We start from the raw sequence: 16,789 nt of genomic DNA, 5'->3' as shown, positions 1-16,789 counted from the left end.
CGCGCTACAGGTATTCCGGGCGGCGGGCGCGCGAATCGTGGCCGTGCCGATCGATGCCGAGGGCATGCGCATCGATGCGCTCACCGACCTGCTCGAGCGTGGCGAGCGGCCCGCGCTGGTGCACACGGTGAGCAACTTCCACAATCCGCGCGGGGTCACGATGAGTCCCGATCGTCGCCGCCTGCTCGCCGAACTCGCCGATCGCTACGGGTTCTGGGTGATCGAGGACGATCCGTACGGCGAGCTGTGGTTCGATCGGCCGTCGCCGAAGCCGGTCGCGTCGTATTCGGCCAATGTGATCCGGCTGTCGAGCGTGTCCAAGACGCTGGCGCCGACACTGCGGGTGGGTTGGATGACCGCACCGGATGTGGTGTGCCGGGGTGTGGAGTTGTTGAAGCAGGGGGCCGACCTGTGCGGTTCGGCGCTGACTCAGCAGATCGCCGCGGATCTACTCGCCGACACCGACTGGCTGGGGACACATGTGGACAAGATCCGGCACGTCTACGGTGAGCGGGCGCGGGTCCTTGTCGGTGCGCTGCGCGATCGCTTCGGTGAACGGGTGGTGAGCACCGACGCCTCGGGTGGCATGTTCGTGTGGGTCGACTTCACCGACGGCACCGATACCGCTGCGCTCCTTCCACATGCCATCGACCACGGAGTCGCTTACGTGCCCGGCTCGGCATTCGCGGTGACCGCGGCCTATCGTCATTCGATGCGGCTGTGCTTTACCACCTCCGAGGCCGCGACCCTGCTCGAGGCGGTCGAAAGGCTCGCGTGCGCCGTGGGTGAATAGTCGGCTGCGCCGACGGTCCCAGGCCCGCAGCAGTGAATCGATCGGCCGTGCCGTGCGGGCTGTGACGGTCAGAGCCTGATCCCTCGTCCTATTCGCCGCCGGTCTCGAGGCTGCTACTGCGTTCCCGGATGTGCGCAGTGAACGATGGAACGAGTGGCTGAGTCGAGTCCGGCGCGGCCGCGGGCGTGCGGACTCCGCACCCCACGCGGCCGCGGACGATGAATCAGCCGTCGTTGACGCCCGGCTGCAAGTAGTTCGTGATTTTCCAGACGTATCCTCCGCCGGAGCGAGCGCAGGCGAGAGTCGCTTTGCGCTGCACTCCGTTGCCTACGTCCACATAGTCCTGCGCTGTCGCGCCGGGGACCGTGCACGGCTGACCGGGCTGAGCGGCGTGCGCCGACGGCGCGACAATGGCCAGGATGCCGGTGGTCAGTGCACCGATGGCGAGTGCGGATGCGGTACGTCGCATTACTTTTCGTTCCTTCGCTCGAATGATCCTTACGCCGATTTGGACGGCGGCGACGCGAAGGCCGTTCCGTTGAGTGACGCGTATCACTTCTGAAGGTGGTGCCGCGTGCCGGGCTTCCGGTTCGATTTCGACCGACCGATCCCTGGTTCGCGGGTCATGAGGCCATCGAGGAAAGCTGCAGGATCGCGGTGTCAGTCCACCCAGCCGTAGGTGCGCTCGACCGCCTTGTTCCACGCGGCGAAATGCGCGTCCCGGTCCGCGTCCGGCATGGTCGGGTGCCAGGTCTTGTCCGCGGTCCAGTTGTCCCGGATGTCGTCGGTGCCCGACCAGTAACCGACGGCGAGCCCGGCCGCGTACGCCGCGCCGAGCGCTGTGGTCTCGTTGACCACCGGGCGCACCACGGGCACGTCGAGGATGTCGGATTGGAACTGCATGAGCAGATCGTTGCCGACCATGCCGCCGTCCACCTTCAACGTGGTGAGCTCCAGGCCGAGCCGCTGGGACTCGGCGTCCGCGCGCATCGCGTCGACCACCTCGCGGGTCTGGAAGGCGGTGGATTCCAGCACCGCCCGCGCCAGGTGCGCTTTGGTGACGAAACGGGTCAGACCGGCGATCACGCCGCGCGCGTCCGGCCGCCAGCGGGGCGCGAAGAGCCCGGAGAAGGCAGGCACGATGTACGCGCCGCCGTTGTCGTCCACGCTGCGAGCGAGCGGCTCGATCTCGTCGGCGGCGGAGATTATGCCCAGGTTGTCGCGGAACCACTGCACCAGCGAACCGGTGACCGCGATGGAACCCTCCAATGCATACACCGCGTCCGCGTCGCCGAGGCGGTAACACACCGTCGTGAGCAGGCCGTGCTTGCTGAACACCGGTGTGGTGCCGGTGTTGAGCAGCATGAAATTGCCGGTGCCGTAAGTGTTCTTGGCCTCACCGGGCGACAGGCACGCCTGGCCGAAGGTGGCGGCTTGCTGGTCGCCCAGGATGCCGGCGACCGGCACACCGGCCAGAGGACCGGAACTGATCGGCGCGTAAACCTCCGAGGAACTGCGCACCTGCGGAAGCATCGACTCCGGCACGCCGAACTCGCGGCAGATCTCCGAATCCCACTGCAGCGAACGCAGATCGAGCAGCATCGTGCGGGACGCGTTGGTCACGTCGGTGATGTGCCTGCCGGTCAGGTTCCACAGCACCCAGCTGTCGACCGTGCCGAAACACAGCTCACCCGCCTCGGCGCGCTCCCGCACGCCCGGCACGTTGTCCAGGATCCAGCGCAGCTTCGGCCCGGCGAAGTAGGTGGACAGCGGAAGACCGGTGCGATCCTGGTAGCGGGCCGGACCCGCGTCGCCGCCCAGCTCCGCGCACAGCCGGTCGGTGCGGGTGTCCTGCCACACGATCGCGTTGTACACCGGCCGTCCGGTCTCCCGGTCCCACACCACCGTGGTCTCGCGCTGATTGGTGACGCCCACCGCGGCGATGTCGTCGGCGCCCAGCCCGCTGCGCTCCAAAACCGCACCGAGGACGAATTCGGTATTACGCCAGATCGTTTCGGCATCGTGCTCGACCCAGCCCGGCTGCGGGAAGAGCTGCTCGTGCTCCCGCTGGGCCACGCCGACAACCTGTCCCCGCCGGTCGAAGACGATGCACCGACTCGAGGTCGTGCCCTGATCGATGGCGGCCACGTAGCGACGCATGCAGTGTATTTTGGCCGCGCCTTCGGCGCGGCGTGTTCGCGGCCCCCTCATGGCTCGCGTCCGAGCGCCCGCCGCTTGCTCCTTCGTCGCCTGCGCGGCGGCCACTCGGACGCGAGCCGGGCCGCGAACGGCGGATGCTCGGTCTCGCTTCGCTCGGAAGACGTGGTTGGGGTGTGCTGGCGCGTAGGACGAGGAACCGCATTGCCTCGGGGGACGCGGTGCTGCTGTCGGACTTCAGCGGTGCCTCGGCGCGAGCCGGGCTGCGAACGGGCAGTGCTCGGTCTTGCGCTCGGAAGACGTGGTTCAGGTGCGCTGGGCGCGGGGGGTGGCGGTGCGCTGGGCGTGGGGGCGGTGCACTGGGCGTGGGGGCGGTGCACTGGGCGTGGGGGCGGTGCGCTTCGGGTTGGCTGTTTCGGTAGTCGGGTGCTGATGGGGTTGTGTCTGCGTTGGGGTGCGGCAGCGCAGGGTGTGAGCGGCTGGTGCTGGTCCGCAGGTTTGCCATGCGGGGTGTTTTGTAGCCCTTGTGTGGCCCGTTGGAGCAATCGTTGGCGTACGCGGCTGAGCGGGGCGTGTGGGGCCGCCAACAGCAGCTGCTCGGGCTCGCCTTTTCGCGACTCGGGGTTGGTGCGGTGGGAGGGCGGCTCGGTGTGTGCTGCCCACTTGGGCTGGAGCGCGGGGTGGCGGGTCGGTACGGTGGGTCTTGTTACCGGTGAGTAGGTCAGGGCGACACGGAGAGGGGCGCGGGCGGTCGATTCGCGGCAATTCGCCTAGCCTGGACCCTGAACGCTCGATCGGACACATCCGCGTCGGCTGGAGGAGTCGAGCATGGCCAAGAAACCGGATTCGCAGTTCCTCGGCCCGGAGCAGCGCAGGACGGCCTGGGAGCGCTTCGGCAAGGATCATTTCGACGTGGTCGTCGTCGGCGGTGGCGTGGTCGGGGCGGGCATCGCGCTGGACGCGGCGACCAGGGGCCTGCAGGTGGCGCTGGTCGAGGCCCGCGATCTCGGGTCCGGGACCTCCAGCCGGTCGTCGAAGATGTTCCACGGCGGGCTGCGCTATCTGGAACAGTTGGAGTTCGGATTGGTGCGCGAGGCGCTGCGGGAACGCGAACTCACGCTGTCCACCTTGGCGCCGCATCTGGTGAAGCCGCTGCGGTTCCTGTATCCGCTGACCCACCGCGTCTGGGAACGCCCGTACGTAGCCGCCGGGCTGGTTCTCTACGACACCATGGGCGGCGCGAAATCCGTTCCGGGTCAGCAGCATCTGACCCGCGCGGGCGCGCTGCGGCTGGCGCCCGGGTTGCGGCGCGACTCGCTGATCGGCGGCGTCGCCTATTACGACACGGTCGTCGACGACGCGCGGCACACCATGATGCTGGCGCGCACCGCCGCGCACTACGGCGCGGTGATCCGCACGTCCACCCAGGTGGTGGGGTTCCTGCGCGAGGCGGACCGGGTGATCGGCGTGAAGGTGCGCGACACCGAGGACGGGCGCACCGGTGAGGTCCGTGGACATGTGGTGATCAACGCGACCGGCGTGTGGACCGACGAGGTCCAAGCCCTGTCGCATCAGCGGGGCCGGTTCCACGTGCGGGCTTCCAAGGGCGTGCACATCGTGGTGCCGAGGGACCGGATCGTCAGCGATACCGCCATCATCCTGCGCACCGCGACCTCGGTGCTGTTCGTCATTCCCTGGGGAGCGCATTGGATCATCGGCACCACCGACACGGAGTGGAATCTCGACCTGGCGCATCCGGCCGCGACCAAGGCCGATATCGACTACCTGCTGAAACGGGTGAACGAGGTGCTGGTCACGCCGCTCACGCCCGACGACATCGACGGCGTGTACGCGGGTCTGCGCCCGCTGCTGGCGGGGGAGAGCGACGAGACCTCCAAACTGTCGCGCGAGCACGCGGTCGCCCGCGTCGCACCCGGCCTGGTCGGCATCGCGGGTGGCAAGTACACCACCTATCGCGTGATGGCCTACGACGCGGTGGACGAAGTCGCCGAGGACATCCCGGCCCGGGTTTCGCCATCGGTCACGGCGAAGGTGCCGCTGCTCGGCGCCGACGGCTATTTCGCGCTGGTCAACCAGACGGTCCAGCTGGCCGAGACCTACGGCGTGCATCCCTACCGGATCAAGCACCTGCTGGACCGGTACGGCTCGCTCATCGAGGAGGTCATGGCCTTCGCCGAGGACAAACCCGAACTCCTGCAACCGATCACGGACGCGCCGTCCTATTTGCAGGTGGAGGCGGTCTACGCGGCGGCGGCCGAAGGCGCCCTGCACCTGGACGACGTCCTGGCCCGGCGGACCAGGATCTCGATCGAGTACGCGCATCGCGGGGCCAATTGCGCGGAGCAGGTGGCTCAACTGATCGCACCGATATTGGGCTGGGACGAGGAGGAGATCGACCGGGAGGTGCGCACGTATCAGGCGCGGGTCGACGCGGAGGTCAACTCCCAGACCCAACCGGACGACGCCTCCGCCGATGCCCTGCGGATCGCGGCTCCGGAGCCGCGCCAGCAGATCCTCGAGCCGGTGCCGTCCGAAGGGTGAACCGTCACGGCATACCGTGAGCGCCGCCGTACCAGCTCGTCGGGGCAGTCGGGTTCGTGAAGTGCAGCGAGCCGGTTCCGCAGAAGGTGAGCCGACCGGCATGCCATCGCGTCGATCAACGGAACTCGGCGGCTGCAAGCCGACCAGGTGCAGCAGGAGGATCGCGCGGTCAGCGTTCGCCGGGTGGCGTTTCCATGCGCATCGCCCAGTCGACCAGCGCGCGCAGATAGCGCAGTACCAGCTCGTCCGGGTACTCGATCGGGTCGGTGAGGTGCAGGCGGGCCAGTTCTTCCATGGCGGCCAACAGGATTCGCTCCGTCGGGCCGTTCGGGTCGACGGTGACCCCGAGGTAGCGCGACAGATGACGCGCACCGATCGCGCGGGCGTAGGCGCGGCCGAGCGCGAGTCGTTCGCGCAGCTCGGGCGGCCCGCCGTCGAACGGGCTGAGCATGATGCGCCAGCTGGTCGGCGCGGCGTGCAGGTAGGCGAGGATGCCCCGGCCGACGCGATCCACGTCCCCGTGGTCCCAGTCCACGCTGCGCACACCGGAGAACGCGATGGCCGACTCTCGATCCAGCAGCGCCGACGTGAGCCCGGACAGATCGGTGAACTGCTGATACACCAGCGCACGGGCCACCCGCCCTTCGCGTGCCACCCGATCGATGCTCACCGCTGCGAAGCCCTCGGTGGCGACGATGTCGCGCGCCACGTTCAACAGTTGCGTCCGGCGGTCGGCGGCGGACATCCGGCGCTTAGGGCGCGCCCGTGCCGGATCGGCGAGTTCGGCGGTGCCGCGCTCGGACGTGGAGCGGTCCGTGGTCACGCCATCGAAGGTAGCTCGAGCAGCAGATCCACCGCCCGAGCCGCACTCTGCACCGCGCTCTCCATCGTCGCCGACCAGTCGGTGGCGGTCCAATCGCCCGCCAGCACCAAAGTGGGCACCGACGTTCGCTGGGCCGGCCGCAGCGCGTGGGTTCCGACGACCTGCGAGAAAGTGGCTTTCGGCATGCGCACGACTTGCGCCTGCACGACGTTCGCCGCTCGGGCCGCGGGGTAGTACCGGCGCAGCAGCGCCATCTGCTCGGCGACGATCTCGTCGCTGGACTTGTGGATCTGTTCGTACGCGCCACTGGTGGTCAGGCAGTACAGCCAGGCTTTCGCGGTGCTGCGCCCGGTCATCCGCTGGCGGTCGAAGACCTCGTCGATGACGCCGGTGCCGCCGATCAGCGCTTCGAACTCGGCCGTGGTGCCCAGCGGGCGGTCGAGGTAGAGGTTGGTGCTGACGATCGGCGTGTAGCCCAGTTTGTCCGCCGCCGCGTAGATCTCGGCGTGTTCGGGAAGTTCGTCCAGGAGCCCGCCGATGCTCGAGTTGGGCACCGCGCACACCACCGCGTCGGCCGGAACAATGGTGCCGTCGGCCAAGGCGACACCGGTGACCCTGCCGTCCGCGATGTGGATGCGGCGGGCCACGGCCCGATGACGCACCCGCACGCCGTGCTTGTCGAAGACCCGCAGCGCCCCGGTGACATACAGCGTGTCCAGGTCGGTGGTGGGATAACCGATGTCGACGGCTCGCCGATGCCGCAAACCCAGCCGGATGCCGGTGGCCAGCACGTCGGCGAACACTTTCGCCGATTCCCGCTGCACCGGCTCCGCCGCGATCCCCAGCGCCAGCCAGTCCCACAGCGCTTCACGGGCTTTGGCGGGCATCCCGGCCCGGTCGAACCATTGTTCGGTGGTGAGGTCGGCCAGGTCGGCGGGCTGGTGCAGGCACTGCCAGCCGAGCCGGAGCGTGGCGAGGGCCGCGCGCACGCGTTCGAGGGGGTTCGCGTCGGGATGCGCGCCGGACAGCGTGCGCCACGCGGCGATTCCCTTGGTGCGCATGGTGACGCTGCGGCCATCGGGCCAGCGCAGTGTGCCGCCGTGCGGGAAGGCGACGTATTCCCGCGTGCCGACACTCGTGAGATAGCGGAACAGATGGTCGTATCCACTGGCGATCACGTGCTGGCCGTTGTCCGGTGTGTCGTCCACCGCCTCGGCGCGCATGGCGTGGGCGCGGCCCCCGAGCCGGCCTCTGCGCTCCAGCAAGGTGACCTGCTTGCCCGCCTCCGCCAGCCAGACCGCCGAGGCGAGCCCGGCCAGGCCGCCGCCGATCACCACGTATCGCCGTGGGTCGCCCATGGTGCCTCCCGTCATAACTGACAAGTTGTAAGTTAGGGCGGCGGCAGTGAATCGTCAAGGGCTGAGCGCTTTTCGATCCGCGACGCCGGATCAGTCGGCGGGCACCGGTTGGCACCGGGGACAGAAGAAGATGCCGCGTTCTCGTTGCACCACCCGGTCGTAGTCGGGCGCGGTGTCACCGAGCAGGTCGGCTACCAGCGGCGTGCCGCAGCGTTGGCACGGCCGGTGGGTGCGGCCGTAGGCCAGCGCCCGTCGTGGGGGTTTCGCGGCCGCTTCGGTCAGGATGCGATGCGCCTCGTTCACCAGCGCGAGCAAGTCGGGGACGTGGCCGACCGCGGTCGCCGGGTGGACACGACGCAGGAAACAGACCTCGCTGCGGAAGACGTTGCCGATGCCGGCGAGGTTGCGCTGGTCCAGCAGGGCGACGCCGATGGGCTGGTCGGGATATCGCCGCAACCGCCGGACGGCTTCCGCCGCATCCCAATTCGGCCCGAGCAGATCCGGGCCCAGATGGTCGACTATCCGGTGCTCGTCACGCGCGCGCACCACCTCGACGGTGCCGAGGGAGAACCCGACGGCCTCGACCTCCGCTGTGCTCAGGACGACCCGGGCGGCGACGCGGGGCTTGGTCCAGCGCTGTCCGCAGTGGAATACCCGCCAGCTGCCCTCCATCTTGAGATGCGTGTGGACGCTCACGGTAGGTGTCCGTATGAACAAGTGCTTGCCGTAGCTGCCGACGCTCTCGACCAGCTGTCCGCGCAGATCGACCGTCGCATAACGCGGCACGCGAAAATCGCTGCGCGTCAATTCCTTTCCCGCCAGCGCGGCGCGGAGCCGTTTGGCGGTCAGGAAAACGGTGTCGCCCTCAGGCATACGGCGACTCCGGCGCGCCGATCCGGCGATCGCGCCGCGAACTCGAGCCCAGGCCGCGGTGGCCGTGGGCAGTCACGGGCGGCTCCGCAGCCGCAGGCCGCGTGGGGTGGCGGAGAAGCCCGCTTCGGCGAGGAATCCGGCGAAGGTGTTGCCGTGCACGGTGTCGCCGTTGACGCGGTCGATCACCAGCGAGTCCACCCGGCGGCGGTGGACCAGGTCGGCGAGCGCTCCGGCGGCGGCACGGCGGGCGTCCGGATCCTCGGTGAAAGTGAGCAGGGTCTTTCCGCCCCTTTCCAAATAGAGGACGAGTTCGCCGTCCACGAGCACCACCAGCGCCCCCGCTTTGCGCCCGGGGCGATGCCCGCCCTCGACGTCGCTCTTCGGCCAGGCGAGGGCGGCGCCGTACGGGTTCGCCGGATCGCACGCGGCCAGCGCCAGCACCGTGCCGGTCGGCTGCCTGGACTCGGGCCGGGCGCGTTCGGCGTCGAAGGAACGCAGGCGGTCCACCACGTCGGTGGTGGAGAACTGGGCGCCGCCGAGCGAGTCGACGAAATAGCCGCGGCGGCAACGGCCGCGGTCCTCGAACTCGGTGAGCACCCGGTACATCAGCGCGAAACCGCCGGTGACGCCCTCGTTCTGCACCGAACCCCTGGTCAGCACTCCGTACCGCTCCAGCAGCAGATCCGCGGTGGCGTGTGCGCGCACCGTGTTGTCCGACACCCGTTCGGGCAGCAGCGACCATCGCCCGGCCACCGAGGGGGGACCGGAACGGGTGGGCATGCTCGGACGAGGCAAGTAGGCCCGGCCCCGCGGAGCACGCCGGGGCGTGCGGTGGGCCGTCGTGGTTCGCGTGGTGCCGGACAGCAGCGCCCGCACCGGCGCGAACGTGTCGCCGGAAACCACGCCCGCCCAGACCAATTCCCACAGTGCGGTGGACACCGCGGCGTCGTCGAGCAGTCCGGTGGCGTCCGAGAGTTGCCGGAAGAAATACGCGCCACCGCCCTGCGGAACCGGTATCAGTCGTTCCGCGCCGGCGCCGGGGGCCGAATGCCCCGCACCGGCCGCGGATCCAGAGCCGATCGGCCGACCGTCGTCCGTGCCGTATCCGTGCGGTGCGGCGGCACTGCCGGTGTGACCGCCCGTGCCGTCCGATCGCCCGTGCGCTCCGCGACCGTCGCCCGCACCACCACGCGGATCCGGCTCGTCCAACGGCACCGGCGCTCGATCCGGGAGATCCGCCACGGGACCGGGTGGCGTCCATGGCACGAAGGTCGCACCCAGAGCGGTGAGCAGGCGCGCTTGGGCGTCCGTGAGATCGAGCTCGTCCGGCGGCGCGAGGGTGAACGGCGCCTGCTCGGCCGGATGCAGCGCGACCCAGCCGTCCTTGGCGGTGATGGCGCCGTGCCCGGACCAGATCACCTCGCCCGTCGCCATGAGTTCGTCGAGCATCGCGGGGGTGTAGCCGGGCACTCGCGCGGGCAGGATGAGCGATTCCCAGGCGGAGGCCGGAATCGGCACGCCGGCCAGTTGTTCCACCACCGCCGCCACGCCGTCGACGCCGCGCAGTTCGCCGCTGCCGACGTGCTGCCAGGAGGGCAGGAAGCGTCCGAACGCCGCGGTCGAGACCGGCTCGACCTCGTGCCTGGCGGCGGCGAGCGAACGGCGGCGCAATCTGCGCAGAACCTGCGCGTCACACCATTCCGATCCCGCTGCTGCGGGCGTGAACTCGCCTTCCACGACCCGTTTCTCGGCGGCCAGCCGATGCAGCGCGCCGGCGGCGACCGCGGTGCCCAGCCCGAACCGGGCCGCCACCGCCTCCGTGCCGAACGGGCCGTGCGTGCGGGCGTAGCGGCCGATCAGATCACCGAGCGGATCGGCGACCGGTTCGATGAACGCGGCGGGCGTGCCGATCGGCAGCGGGACCCCGAGCGCGTCGCGCAGCCGGGCGGCGTCCTCCACCGCGACCCACCAGGTGCGGTTCGCGAAGGAGACCCGCAGTGCCCGCCGTGCGGCGAGCAGGCTCTCGAACCAGGCGGCCGGGTCCTCGTCGCAGCGTTCGGCGGCCTCGGCGGCGGTGAGCGGGCCGAGCAGTCGCAGCAGATCCGCCAAACCCTCGGCGTCTCGTGCGTGCCGCTCCGGGGTGAGCCGCTGCAATTCCCGCTCGGTCTGCTCGATGACCGAGGCGTCGAGCAGTTCGCGCAACTCGACCCGGCCGAGCAGCTCGGCGAGCAGCCCCGAGTCGAGCGAGAGCGCGGCGGCGCGCCGCTCGGCCAGTGGACTGTCGCCGTCGTACATGAACTGCCCGATGTAGTCGAACAGCAGGGCGTTCGCGAACGGCGACGGCGTCGCCGTCTCCACCTCGACCAGCCGTACCTGACGCCGCCCCACCCGGCCGAGCAGCTCGCGCAGCGACGGCAGGTCGTAGACGTCGCGCAGGCACTCGCGCACCGTCTCCAGCAGGATCGGGAATTCGGGGAACTTGCGTGCCACGTCGAGCAATTGGGCGGAGCGCTGCCGCTGCTGCCACAGCGGAGCGCGCTTGCCGGGATCGCGGCGCGGCAGCAGCAGTGCGCGCGCGGCGCACTCGCGGAACCGGGAGGCGAACAGGGCTGAGCCGCCCACCTGCTCGGTGACCACCTCGTCGATCTCGTCGGACTCGAAGACGAACAGTTCGGCGCCGGGCGGATCGTCGGTGGTGTCGGGCAGCCGCACCACGATGCCGTCGTCGGAGGCGTTCGGCGCGGCGTCGACGCCGAACCGCTCGCGCAGCCGCGCCCCGACGGCCAGCGCCCATGGCGCGTGCACCGGCAGCCCGTAGGGCGAGTGCAACACCAGCCGCCAGTCGCCGAGTTCGTCGCGGAAACGCTCCACCACCAGGGTGCGATCGGTGGGCAGATGTCCGGTCGCGGCGCGCTGTTCGTCCAGTAGCGTGAGGAGATTGACGGTCGCGTAATCGTCCAGACCGGCGGAGCGCATGAGCCCCGCGACGCGCTCCGGTACCGCGCGCCCAGCGGGTTCGGCCCCGTCGGGGCGCGCCTGCGCCGGTGCGGTTCTCGACGCGGCGGACGGGGCACCGCCCTCGCGCCGGCGCGGCTTCTTGCTCGCGGGCACGGCCGATTCGGCGGCTTGGTCGTGGGCGACCGCGCGCACGAATTCCCCTAGCGCCGAGCCCAGTTCGGCCGGGCGCCCGAGCCCGTCGCCGTGCCAGAAGGGCAACCGGCCCGGCTGCCCGAACGCGGGCGTCACCAGCACGCGGTCGAAGGTGATCTGCTCGATCCGCCAGCTCGTCGCCCCGAGCGCGAACACGTCACCGACGCGCGACTCGTAGACCATCTCCTCATCGAGTTCGCCGACCCTGGACGCCTTCTCGCCCACCATGTACACCGCGAACATGCCCCGATCGGGGATCGCGCCGCCCGAGGTGACGGCCAGGCGTTGCGCGCCGGGCCGCCCGGTGAGCGTCCCCGCGCCGCGGTCCCAGACCAGCCGGGGACGCAGCTCGGCGAACTCGTCGGACGGATAGCGCCCGGACAGCAGATCCAGCACCGACTCGTAGGCCGAGCGCGGCAGCGCGGCGTAGCTTCCGGTGCCGCGCACCACCTCGAACCACTCGTCGACGTCCACCGGGTCCAGCGCGCACGCCGCGACGGTCTGCTGCGCGAGGATGTCCAGCGGGTGCGCCGGGATCTGGATCGCCTCGATCTGTCCCGCTGTCATCCGCTGCGAGGCCACCGCGCAGTGGATGACGTCGGTGCGATGCTTCGGGAAGATCACCCCGCGCGAGATCTCGCCGACCTGGTGCCCGGCCCGCCCGATCCGCTGCAATCCGCTCGCCACCGAGGGCGGCGCCTCCACCTGGACCACCAGGTCGACCGCGCCCATGTCGATGCCGAGTTCCAGACTGCTGGTCGCGACGACGCAGCGCAGCCGTCCGCTCTTGAGATCGTCTTCGATCAGCGCTCGCTGCTCCTTGCTGACCGACCCGTGGTGCGCTCGCGCCAGCAGGGGCCCGGCGCCGTGGATCACTTCGGTGGACGGGCCGAGCTGGGCGGGCGTCGCGTGCTCGGTCGCCACCGGTTCGCCCAGGCGCGTCGCGTAGGACTCGTTCAGCCGGGCGGTGAGCCGCTCGGCCAGCCTGCGGGAATTCGCGAACACGATCGAGGACCGGTGCTCGAGCACCAGATCCACGATCGCCTCGTCCACGTGCGGCCAGATCGAGCCCGGCTGGTCGGACTCGCCCGGCTCGGTCATGTCCGCCACCGGCACCCGCACCGAGAGGTCGAACGTCTTCGGCGCGGGCGGCGCCACCAGGGTGATCGGCGCGTTGCCGACCAGGAACCGCCCGACCTCCTCCGGCGGCCGGACGGTGGCCGACAGCCCGATGCGCTGGACCGGCCGCTCGGTGAGCAGGTCGAGCCGGGCCAGCGACAGCGCCAGATGCGAACCGCGCTTGGAACCGGCGATCGCGTGCACCTCGTCCACGATCACCGTGCGCACCTCCCGCAGCGTCTCCCTGGCCGCCGAGGTGAGCATGAGGAACAGCGACTCCGGCGTGGTGATCAAGATGTCCGGCGGGGTGCGCGACATGGACCGCCGATCCGCCGCGCTGGTATCGCCGGAACGGACGCCGACGGTGATCTCGGGGGGCTCGAGGCCCAGGCGCTTGGCGGTCTGCGTGACGCCGACCAGCGGCGCCCGCAGATTGCGTTCCACGTCCACCGCGAGCGCCTTCAGCGGGGACACGTACAGCACGGAGGTACCGGCCCGCTCGGGCCGCTGCTCCCGGGCGGCCAGCTGGTCGATCGCCCAGAGGAATGCCGAGAGCGTCTTGCCGGACCCGGTGGGCGCGACGACCAGCGTGTGCTCGCCCGCCGCGATCGCCCGCCACGCCCCGAGCTGAGCGGAGGTCGGCGCGGGGAACGCGCCGTCGAACCACTCCTGGGTGGCGCGGGAGAACTGGGCCATGGATAAAGTGTGCACCGGTCCACCGACAAGCACGCCCGTGCCGTTTTCGCGAGCGAAGCCGGAGCAATCGAACGACAGCCGCCGACGCCGGGCCGTACGCTTCCACAGGTGCAAAAAGTGCTCAGACTCGACCTGGTCAGCCATGGGATGACCGAGGCGATGCGGAAGGCACGTTTCCCGGTGGACGAATCGCTCACCGAGGCAGGGCGGCGTGCGGTGGCCGGAGGTGGACGGCTCACCGCTCCCCGGGTGCTCACCGGTCCCGAGCGCCGGACGGTGGAGACGGCCGCGCTGCTGGGCCTGCCCGGCGAGGAGGACAACCGTTTGCGCGACCTGGACGCGGGCGCCTGGCGTGGCGGTGAACTGATGTCGGTACCCCAGGACGAGCTGTACGCCTGGCTCACCGACCCCGCTTTCCGGGGGCACGGCGGCGAGTCGGTGGTGGACGTGATCGAACGGACCAGGACCTGGATGGCCGAGGTCGCGGCGCAGGCGGTGTCCACCATCGCGGTCACCCATCCGGCCGTCATCCGGGCCGCGCTGCTGGTGACGCTGGACGCGCCGCCGAAATCCTTCTGGCGCATCGATATCCCGCCCGGCAGCGTCACCCGTCTGCACTATCGCGGCGAATGGACGTTGCACTTCACGGCCTGAGTGCGCGCGACGGGTGGCGTTCCGGCCGGGTCCGGAACCCGGCCAGGCGCTGCTGGCCGCCGCCAGCGGACTGCTGCCGGTCGGTGGCGGTGACCCGAGTTGGCTCGCCCCGATGGCATCGGCTACTCGGATCGGACGGCCGTCGCCGTCTCGCCACTTTCGAACACAGCCTGCGCAGCACCCGTCGCGCGCTCGAGCGAGGAGATTTCGTATGAGGATTCTCGGATCCGGTTATCCCGCCATCGACCTGCGCGGAGCCTGCGTCCTGATCACCGGAGGCGGCCGCGGCATCGGGCGGGCCACCGCGGCGTCGTTCGCCGCGAAGGGAGCGCGGATGGTGCTCGCCGACGTGGACAAACCCGCCGCCGACGATGCCGCCGCCGCGATCGGGGCGCGCGCGTTCGAACTCGACGTGCGCTCGCGCGACCAGTGGGACGAGGTCGTCGCGGCGGTGGGCGGAATCGACGTCTTGGTCAACAACGCGGGTGTCATGCCCGCCGGGGCGTTCCTGACGGAGCCGGACGCGGTCGGCCGAGCCACGCTGGACATCAACGTCTGGGGTCTCATCCACGGTATGCGGGCCGTCGCGCCGGGCATGATCGAGCGCGGGCGCGGCCACATCGTCAATGTCGCTTCGCTGGCGGGCAAGGTCCCGATTCCCGGCTTGGCCGTCTACAAGGCGAGCAAGTTCGCGGCGGTCGGTCTCTCGGCGGCGACGCGCCTGGAGTTCGCCGGGCAGGGCGTCAGCGTCAGCTGCGTGCTGCCGTCGGCCGTGCGCACCCGTCTCTCCTCGGATTGCGGCTCGGCCACGGCATGCCGACCGTCGACCCGGAGGACGTCGCCGCCGCCATCCTGCGCACCTGCGCCACCCGCAGAGCCGAAGTGGCCGTGCCGAGCTACCTCGGCCCGGTGGACATCGCGCTGGCCGCAGCGCCGGAACGCGCGGTGCGCTTGGTCCGCGGCCTCTTCGACGGCGACCGCGCCTTGCGCCCGGCCGACGCGCGGGCTCGCGCGGAGTACGAGCGAGAGGTGCGCTCCATCGACTGACCGAACGAAAAGCGGCCCGGGAGAGGATCTCCCGGGCCGTTTCGAGTGTGCGTTCAGCAGGTCGTCGCCGCGGGTTCGCCGCGGAACCTGGCCTCCACGTAGTTCCACGCGTCGGCGAATCCGGCCACCGCCGCGGTCATGTGCTCGGAGATGTCGACGGTGTGGAACTGCAGCGGCGCACCCGCCTTGCAGTACCGGTCGGCGACCTCGGCGACGGGACGGTAGAAGGTGAGCGTGTCGAAGCGGCCCTGCCACAGATAGGTCGGCACGGTCGGCACGCCGTCGAAGTACCGCAGGCTGTTCTCCCGCAGCACGGCGTGCGCCTCCGGGCTGTCCATCAGGCTCTTGGACGCCGCCATCTGCTCGGCGCTGCGGAAGGCGCCGTGGAACAGCAGGAACCGACGGCACGCGTCGTGGGTGAACTCCCGGAACCACAGACCGTTCTCGTTGAGCTGATCGGAGATCGGCAGCCGGTCCGGGTACTCCCGCTCCAGTCCCATCGCCGCGGCGAAGGCGAGGCCGAACCCGGGATGCGGGTCGAAGCCCAGCGACATCGCCATCTCCTCCATGTCGGCGGGGATGCCACCGGCCACGGCGGCCGCAAGTTGCAGGTCCGGCGCGTAGGTGGGTTGCATCGCGGCCGCCCACGCGGTGGCCATGCCGCCGCCGGAATAGCCCGCGATGGCGACGGGAGACTGGGACAGGCCGAGTTCGGCGACCTTGCGGACGGCCTTCACGCTGTCCAGCGTCATCATGCCGGCCAGTCGCGCGGCGCCGTAGGCGGAAGTCGGGCCCAGGTAGTCGGGCAGCGAGATCGCCCAGCCGCGTCCGATCGGCAACATGGCGCCGACCGCGTCCTGCAGTTCACCGTTGAACAGCGAGCGCGACGGGTTGCACTGCGTGCCGAGCGAATTGATCAGCGCTTGGTAGGAGACCAGCGGCGGGTTCTCGACCCCGGCGGGCAGCAGGACCGTCGTGATGCCCATGACGGGGTTGCCCTGGGAGTTGGTGGAGCGGAACGCCACCTGCCAGCCCTCGGTCCCGAGGTAGGGGCCGGTGTCGATCTTGCGGGTGCGGACGACGTCGCCGGGTGCGAACGCCGCCAGGTCGGAGGGCGCGGAGTAGAACAAGTCAGGATCGGGGGTGGGATAGAGCGGCTGAGCCGTTGCGGGCAGGCCGAGCAGGCCGAGCGAGACGATGCTCACCAGCAAGATCGCAATCCTGAACGGAACTCTGGACACGGATTTCCTTCGAAAGTCAGCCGTCACCGGCGCACCGCCGCCGCGGCGTCGGTGCGCCGGACAGACCGGCACTACACGGAAAGCCGCAGCGAACCTCGTTCACCGCGGCACAGAGCAGAAGGAACCGCCGCCGGAGCGGCCCGAGCCGATCACGGCGGACTGGCGCACCTCCTTCGACTCCGGGACCGCCGGTAGCCGCGAAGGCGGCACCATCCGCTGCGAAGATAGCGCCCGACCGGCCGCCACGCCGCATCCGCGCGAGCGAACAGGACATTTCACAAAGCCCGTGGCGCGCCATTCGACAAGATCACTAACG

The 16,789-nt window shown here is 70.3% G+C and carries 11 protein-coding genes and 1 pseudogene; 5 read left to right on the top strand and 7 right to left on the bottom strand.

Features of this window, described 5'->3' with window-relative positions:
• A partial coding sequence (locus ON27_RS05770; RefSeq protein ID WP_043720502.1) for an aminotransferase-like domain-containing protein occupies positions 1–793 on the top strand: 793 nt, incomplete at its 5' end.
• Between the two features lie 223 nt (positions 794–1,016).
• On the opposite strand, the gene ON27_RS05765 is transcribed toward ON27_RS05770, so the two are convergent.
• The gene (locus ON27_RS05765) at positions 1,017–1,262 is read right to left on the bottom strand and encodes a hypothetical protein (protein WP_043720491.1); all 246 of its coding nucleotides are present in this window, start codon (positions 1,260–1,262) and stop codon (positions 1,017–1,019) included.
• A 191-nt stretch (positions 1,263–1,453) separates the two neighbouring features.
• Positions 1,454–2,953, bottom strand: a complete 1,500-nt coding sequence (gene glpK / locus ON27_RS05760) for a glycerol kinase GlpK (protein WP_043720488.1) — start codon at positions 2,951–2,953, stop codon at positions 1,454–1,456.
• 825 nt (positions 2,954–3,778) lie between these two features.
• Here glpK and ON27_RS05755 point away from each other — a divergent pair.
• On the top strand, positions 3,779–5,512 hold the full coding sequence (locus ON27_RS05755) for a glycerol-3-phosphate dehydrogenase/oxidase (protein ID WP_043720485.1): 1,734 nt from the start codon (positions 3,779–3,781) through the stop codon (positions 5,510–5,512).
• A gap of 169 nt (positions 5,513–5,681) precedes the next feature.
• Here the strand turns inward: ON27_RS05755 and ON27_RS05750 are convergent, their stop codons facing one another.
• The 4 genes from ON27_RS05750 to ON27_RS41115 form a co-directional block, all read right to left on the bottom strand.
• Positions 5,682–6,257 carry a TetR/AcrR family transcriptional regulator gene (locus ON27_RS05750; protein WP_043720499.1) on the bottom strand — a complete coding sequence of 192 codons (576 nt, stop codon included), beginning with the start codon at positions 6,255–6,257 and terminating at the stop codon, positions 5,682–5,684.
• A gap of 74 nt (positions 6,258–6,331) precedes the next feature.
• The gene (gene hpnE / locus ON27_RS05745) at positions 6,332–7,708 is read right to left on the bottom strand and encodes a hydroxysqualene dehydroxylase HpnE (RefSeq protein WP_245559793.1); all 1,377 of its coding nucleotides are present in this window, start codon (positions 7,706–7,708) and stop codon (positions 6,332–6,334) included.
• A gap of 75 nt (positions 7,709–7,783) precedes the next feature.
• Positions 7,784–8,566, bottom strand: coding sequence for a DNA-formamidopyrimidine glycosylase family protein (locus ON27_RS05740; protein ID WP_043720483.1), 783 nt, complete (start codon positions 8,564–8,566; stop codon positions 7,784–7,786).
• 72 nt (positions 8,567–8,638) lie between these two features.
• Positions 8,639–13,531 carry an ATP-dependent helicase gene (locus tag ON27_RS41115; RefSeq protein ID WP_043720479.1) on the bottom strand — a complete coding sequence of 1,631 codons (4,893 nt, stop codon included), beginning with the start codon at positions 13,529–13,531 and terminating at the stop codon, positions 8,639–8,641.
• Between the two features lie 108 nt (positions 13,532–13,639).
• Here ON27_RS41115 and ON27_RS05730 point away from each other — a divergent pair, with 108 nt between their 5' ends.
• The gene (locus tag ON27_RS05730) at positions 13,640–14,185 is read left to right on the top strand and encodes a histidine phosphatase family protein (protein ID WP_043720477.1); all 546 of its coding nucleotides are present in this window, start codon (positions 13,640–13,642) and stop codon (positions 14,183–14,185) included.
• A 211-nt stretch (positions 14,186–14,396) separates the two neighbouring features.
• A pseudogene (locus ON27_RS05725) lies at positions 14,397–15,232 on the top strand (SDR family NAD(P)-dependent oxidoreductase).
• Between the two features lie 53 nt (positions 15,233–15,285).
• Here the strand turns inward: ON27_RS05725 and ON27_RS05720 are convergent.
• Positions 15,286–16,473 carry a lipase family protein gene (locus ON27_RS05720; RefSeq protein ID WP_444543653.1) on the bottom strand — a complete coding sequence of 396 codons (1,188 nt, stop codon included), beginning with the start codon at positions 16,471–16,473 and terminating at the stop codon, positions 15,286–15,288.
• Here ON27_RS05720 and ON27_RS44285 point away from each other — a divergent pair.
• Positions 16,430–16,789 (top strand): hypothetical protein (locus tag ON27_RS44285; protein WP_218002960.1); only part of this gene is annotated, 360 nt, incomplete at its 3' end. The two genes, ON27_RS05720 and ON27_RS44285, sit on opposite strands and share 44 nt — an antisense overlap.

The sequence above is a fragment of the Nocardia asiatica NBRC 100129 genome, from assembly GCF_000308415.1.
Classification (GTDB): Bacteria; Actinomycetota; Actinomycetes; order Mycobacteriales; family Mycobacteriaceae; genus Nocardia; species Nocardia asiatica.
Note: the sequence above shows the minus strand (reverse complement) of the source record. Positions and strands in the feature narration are given on the sequence as shown.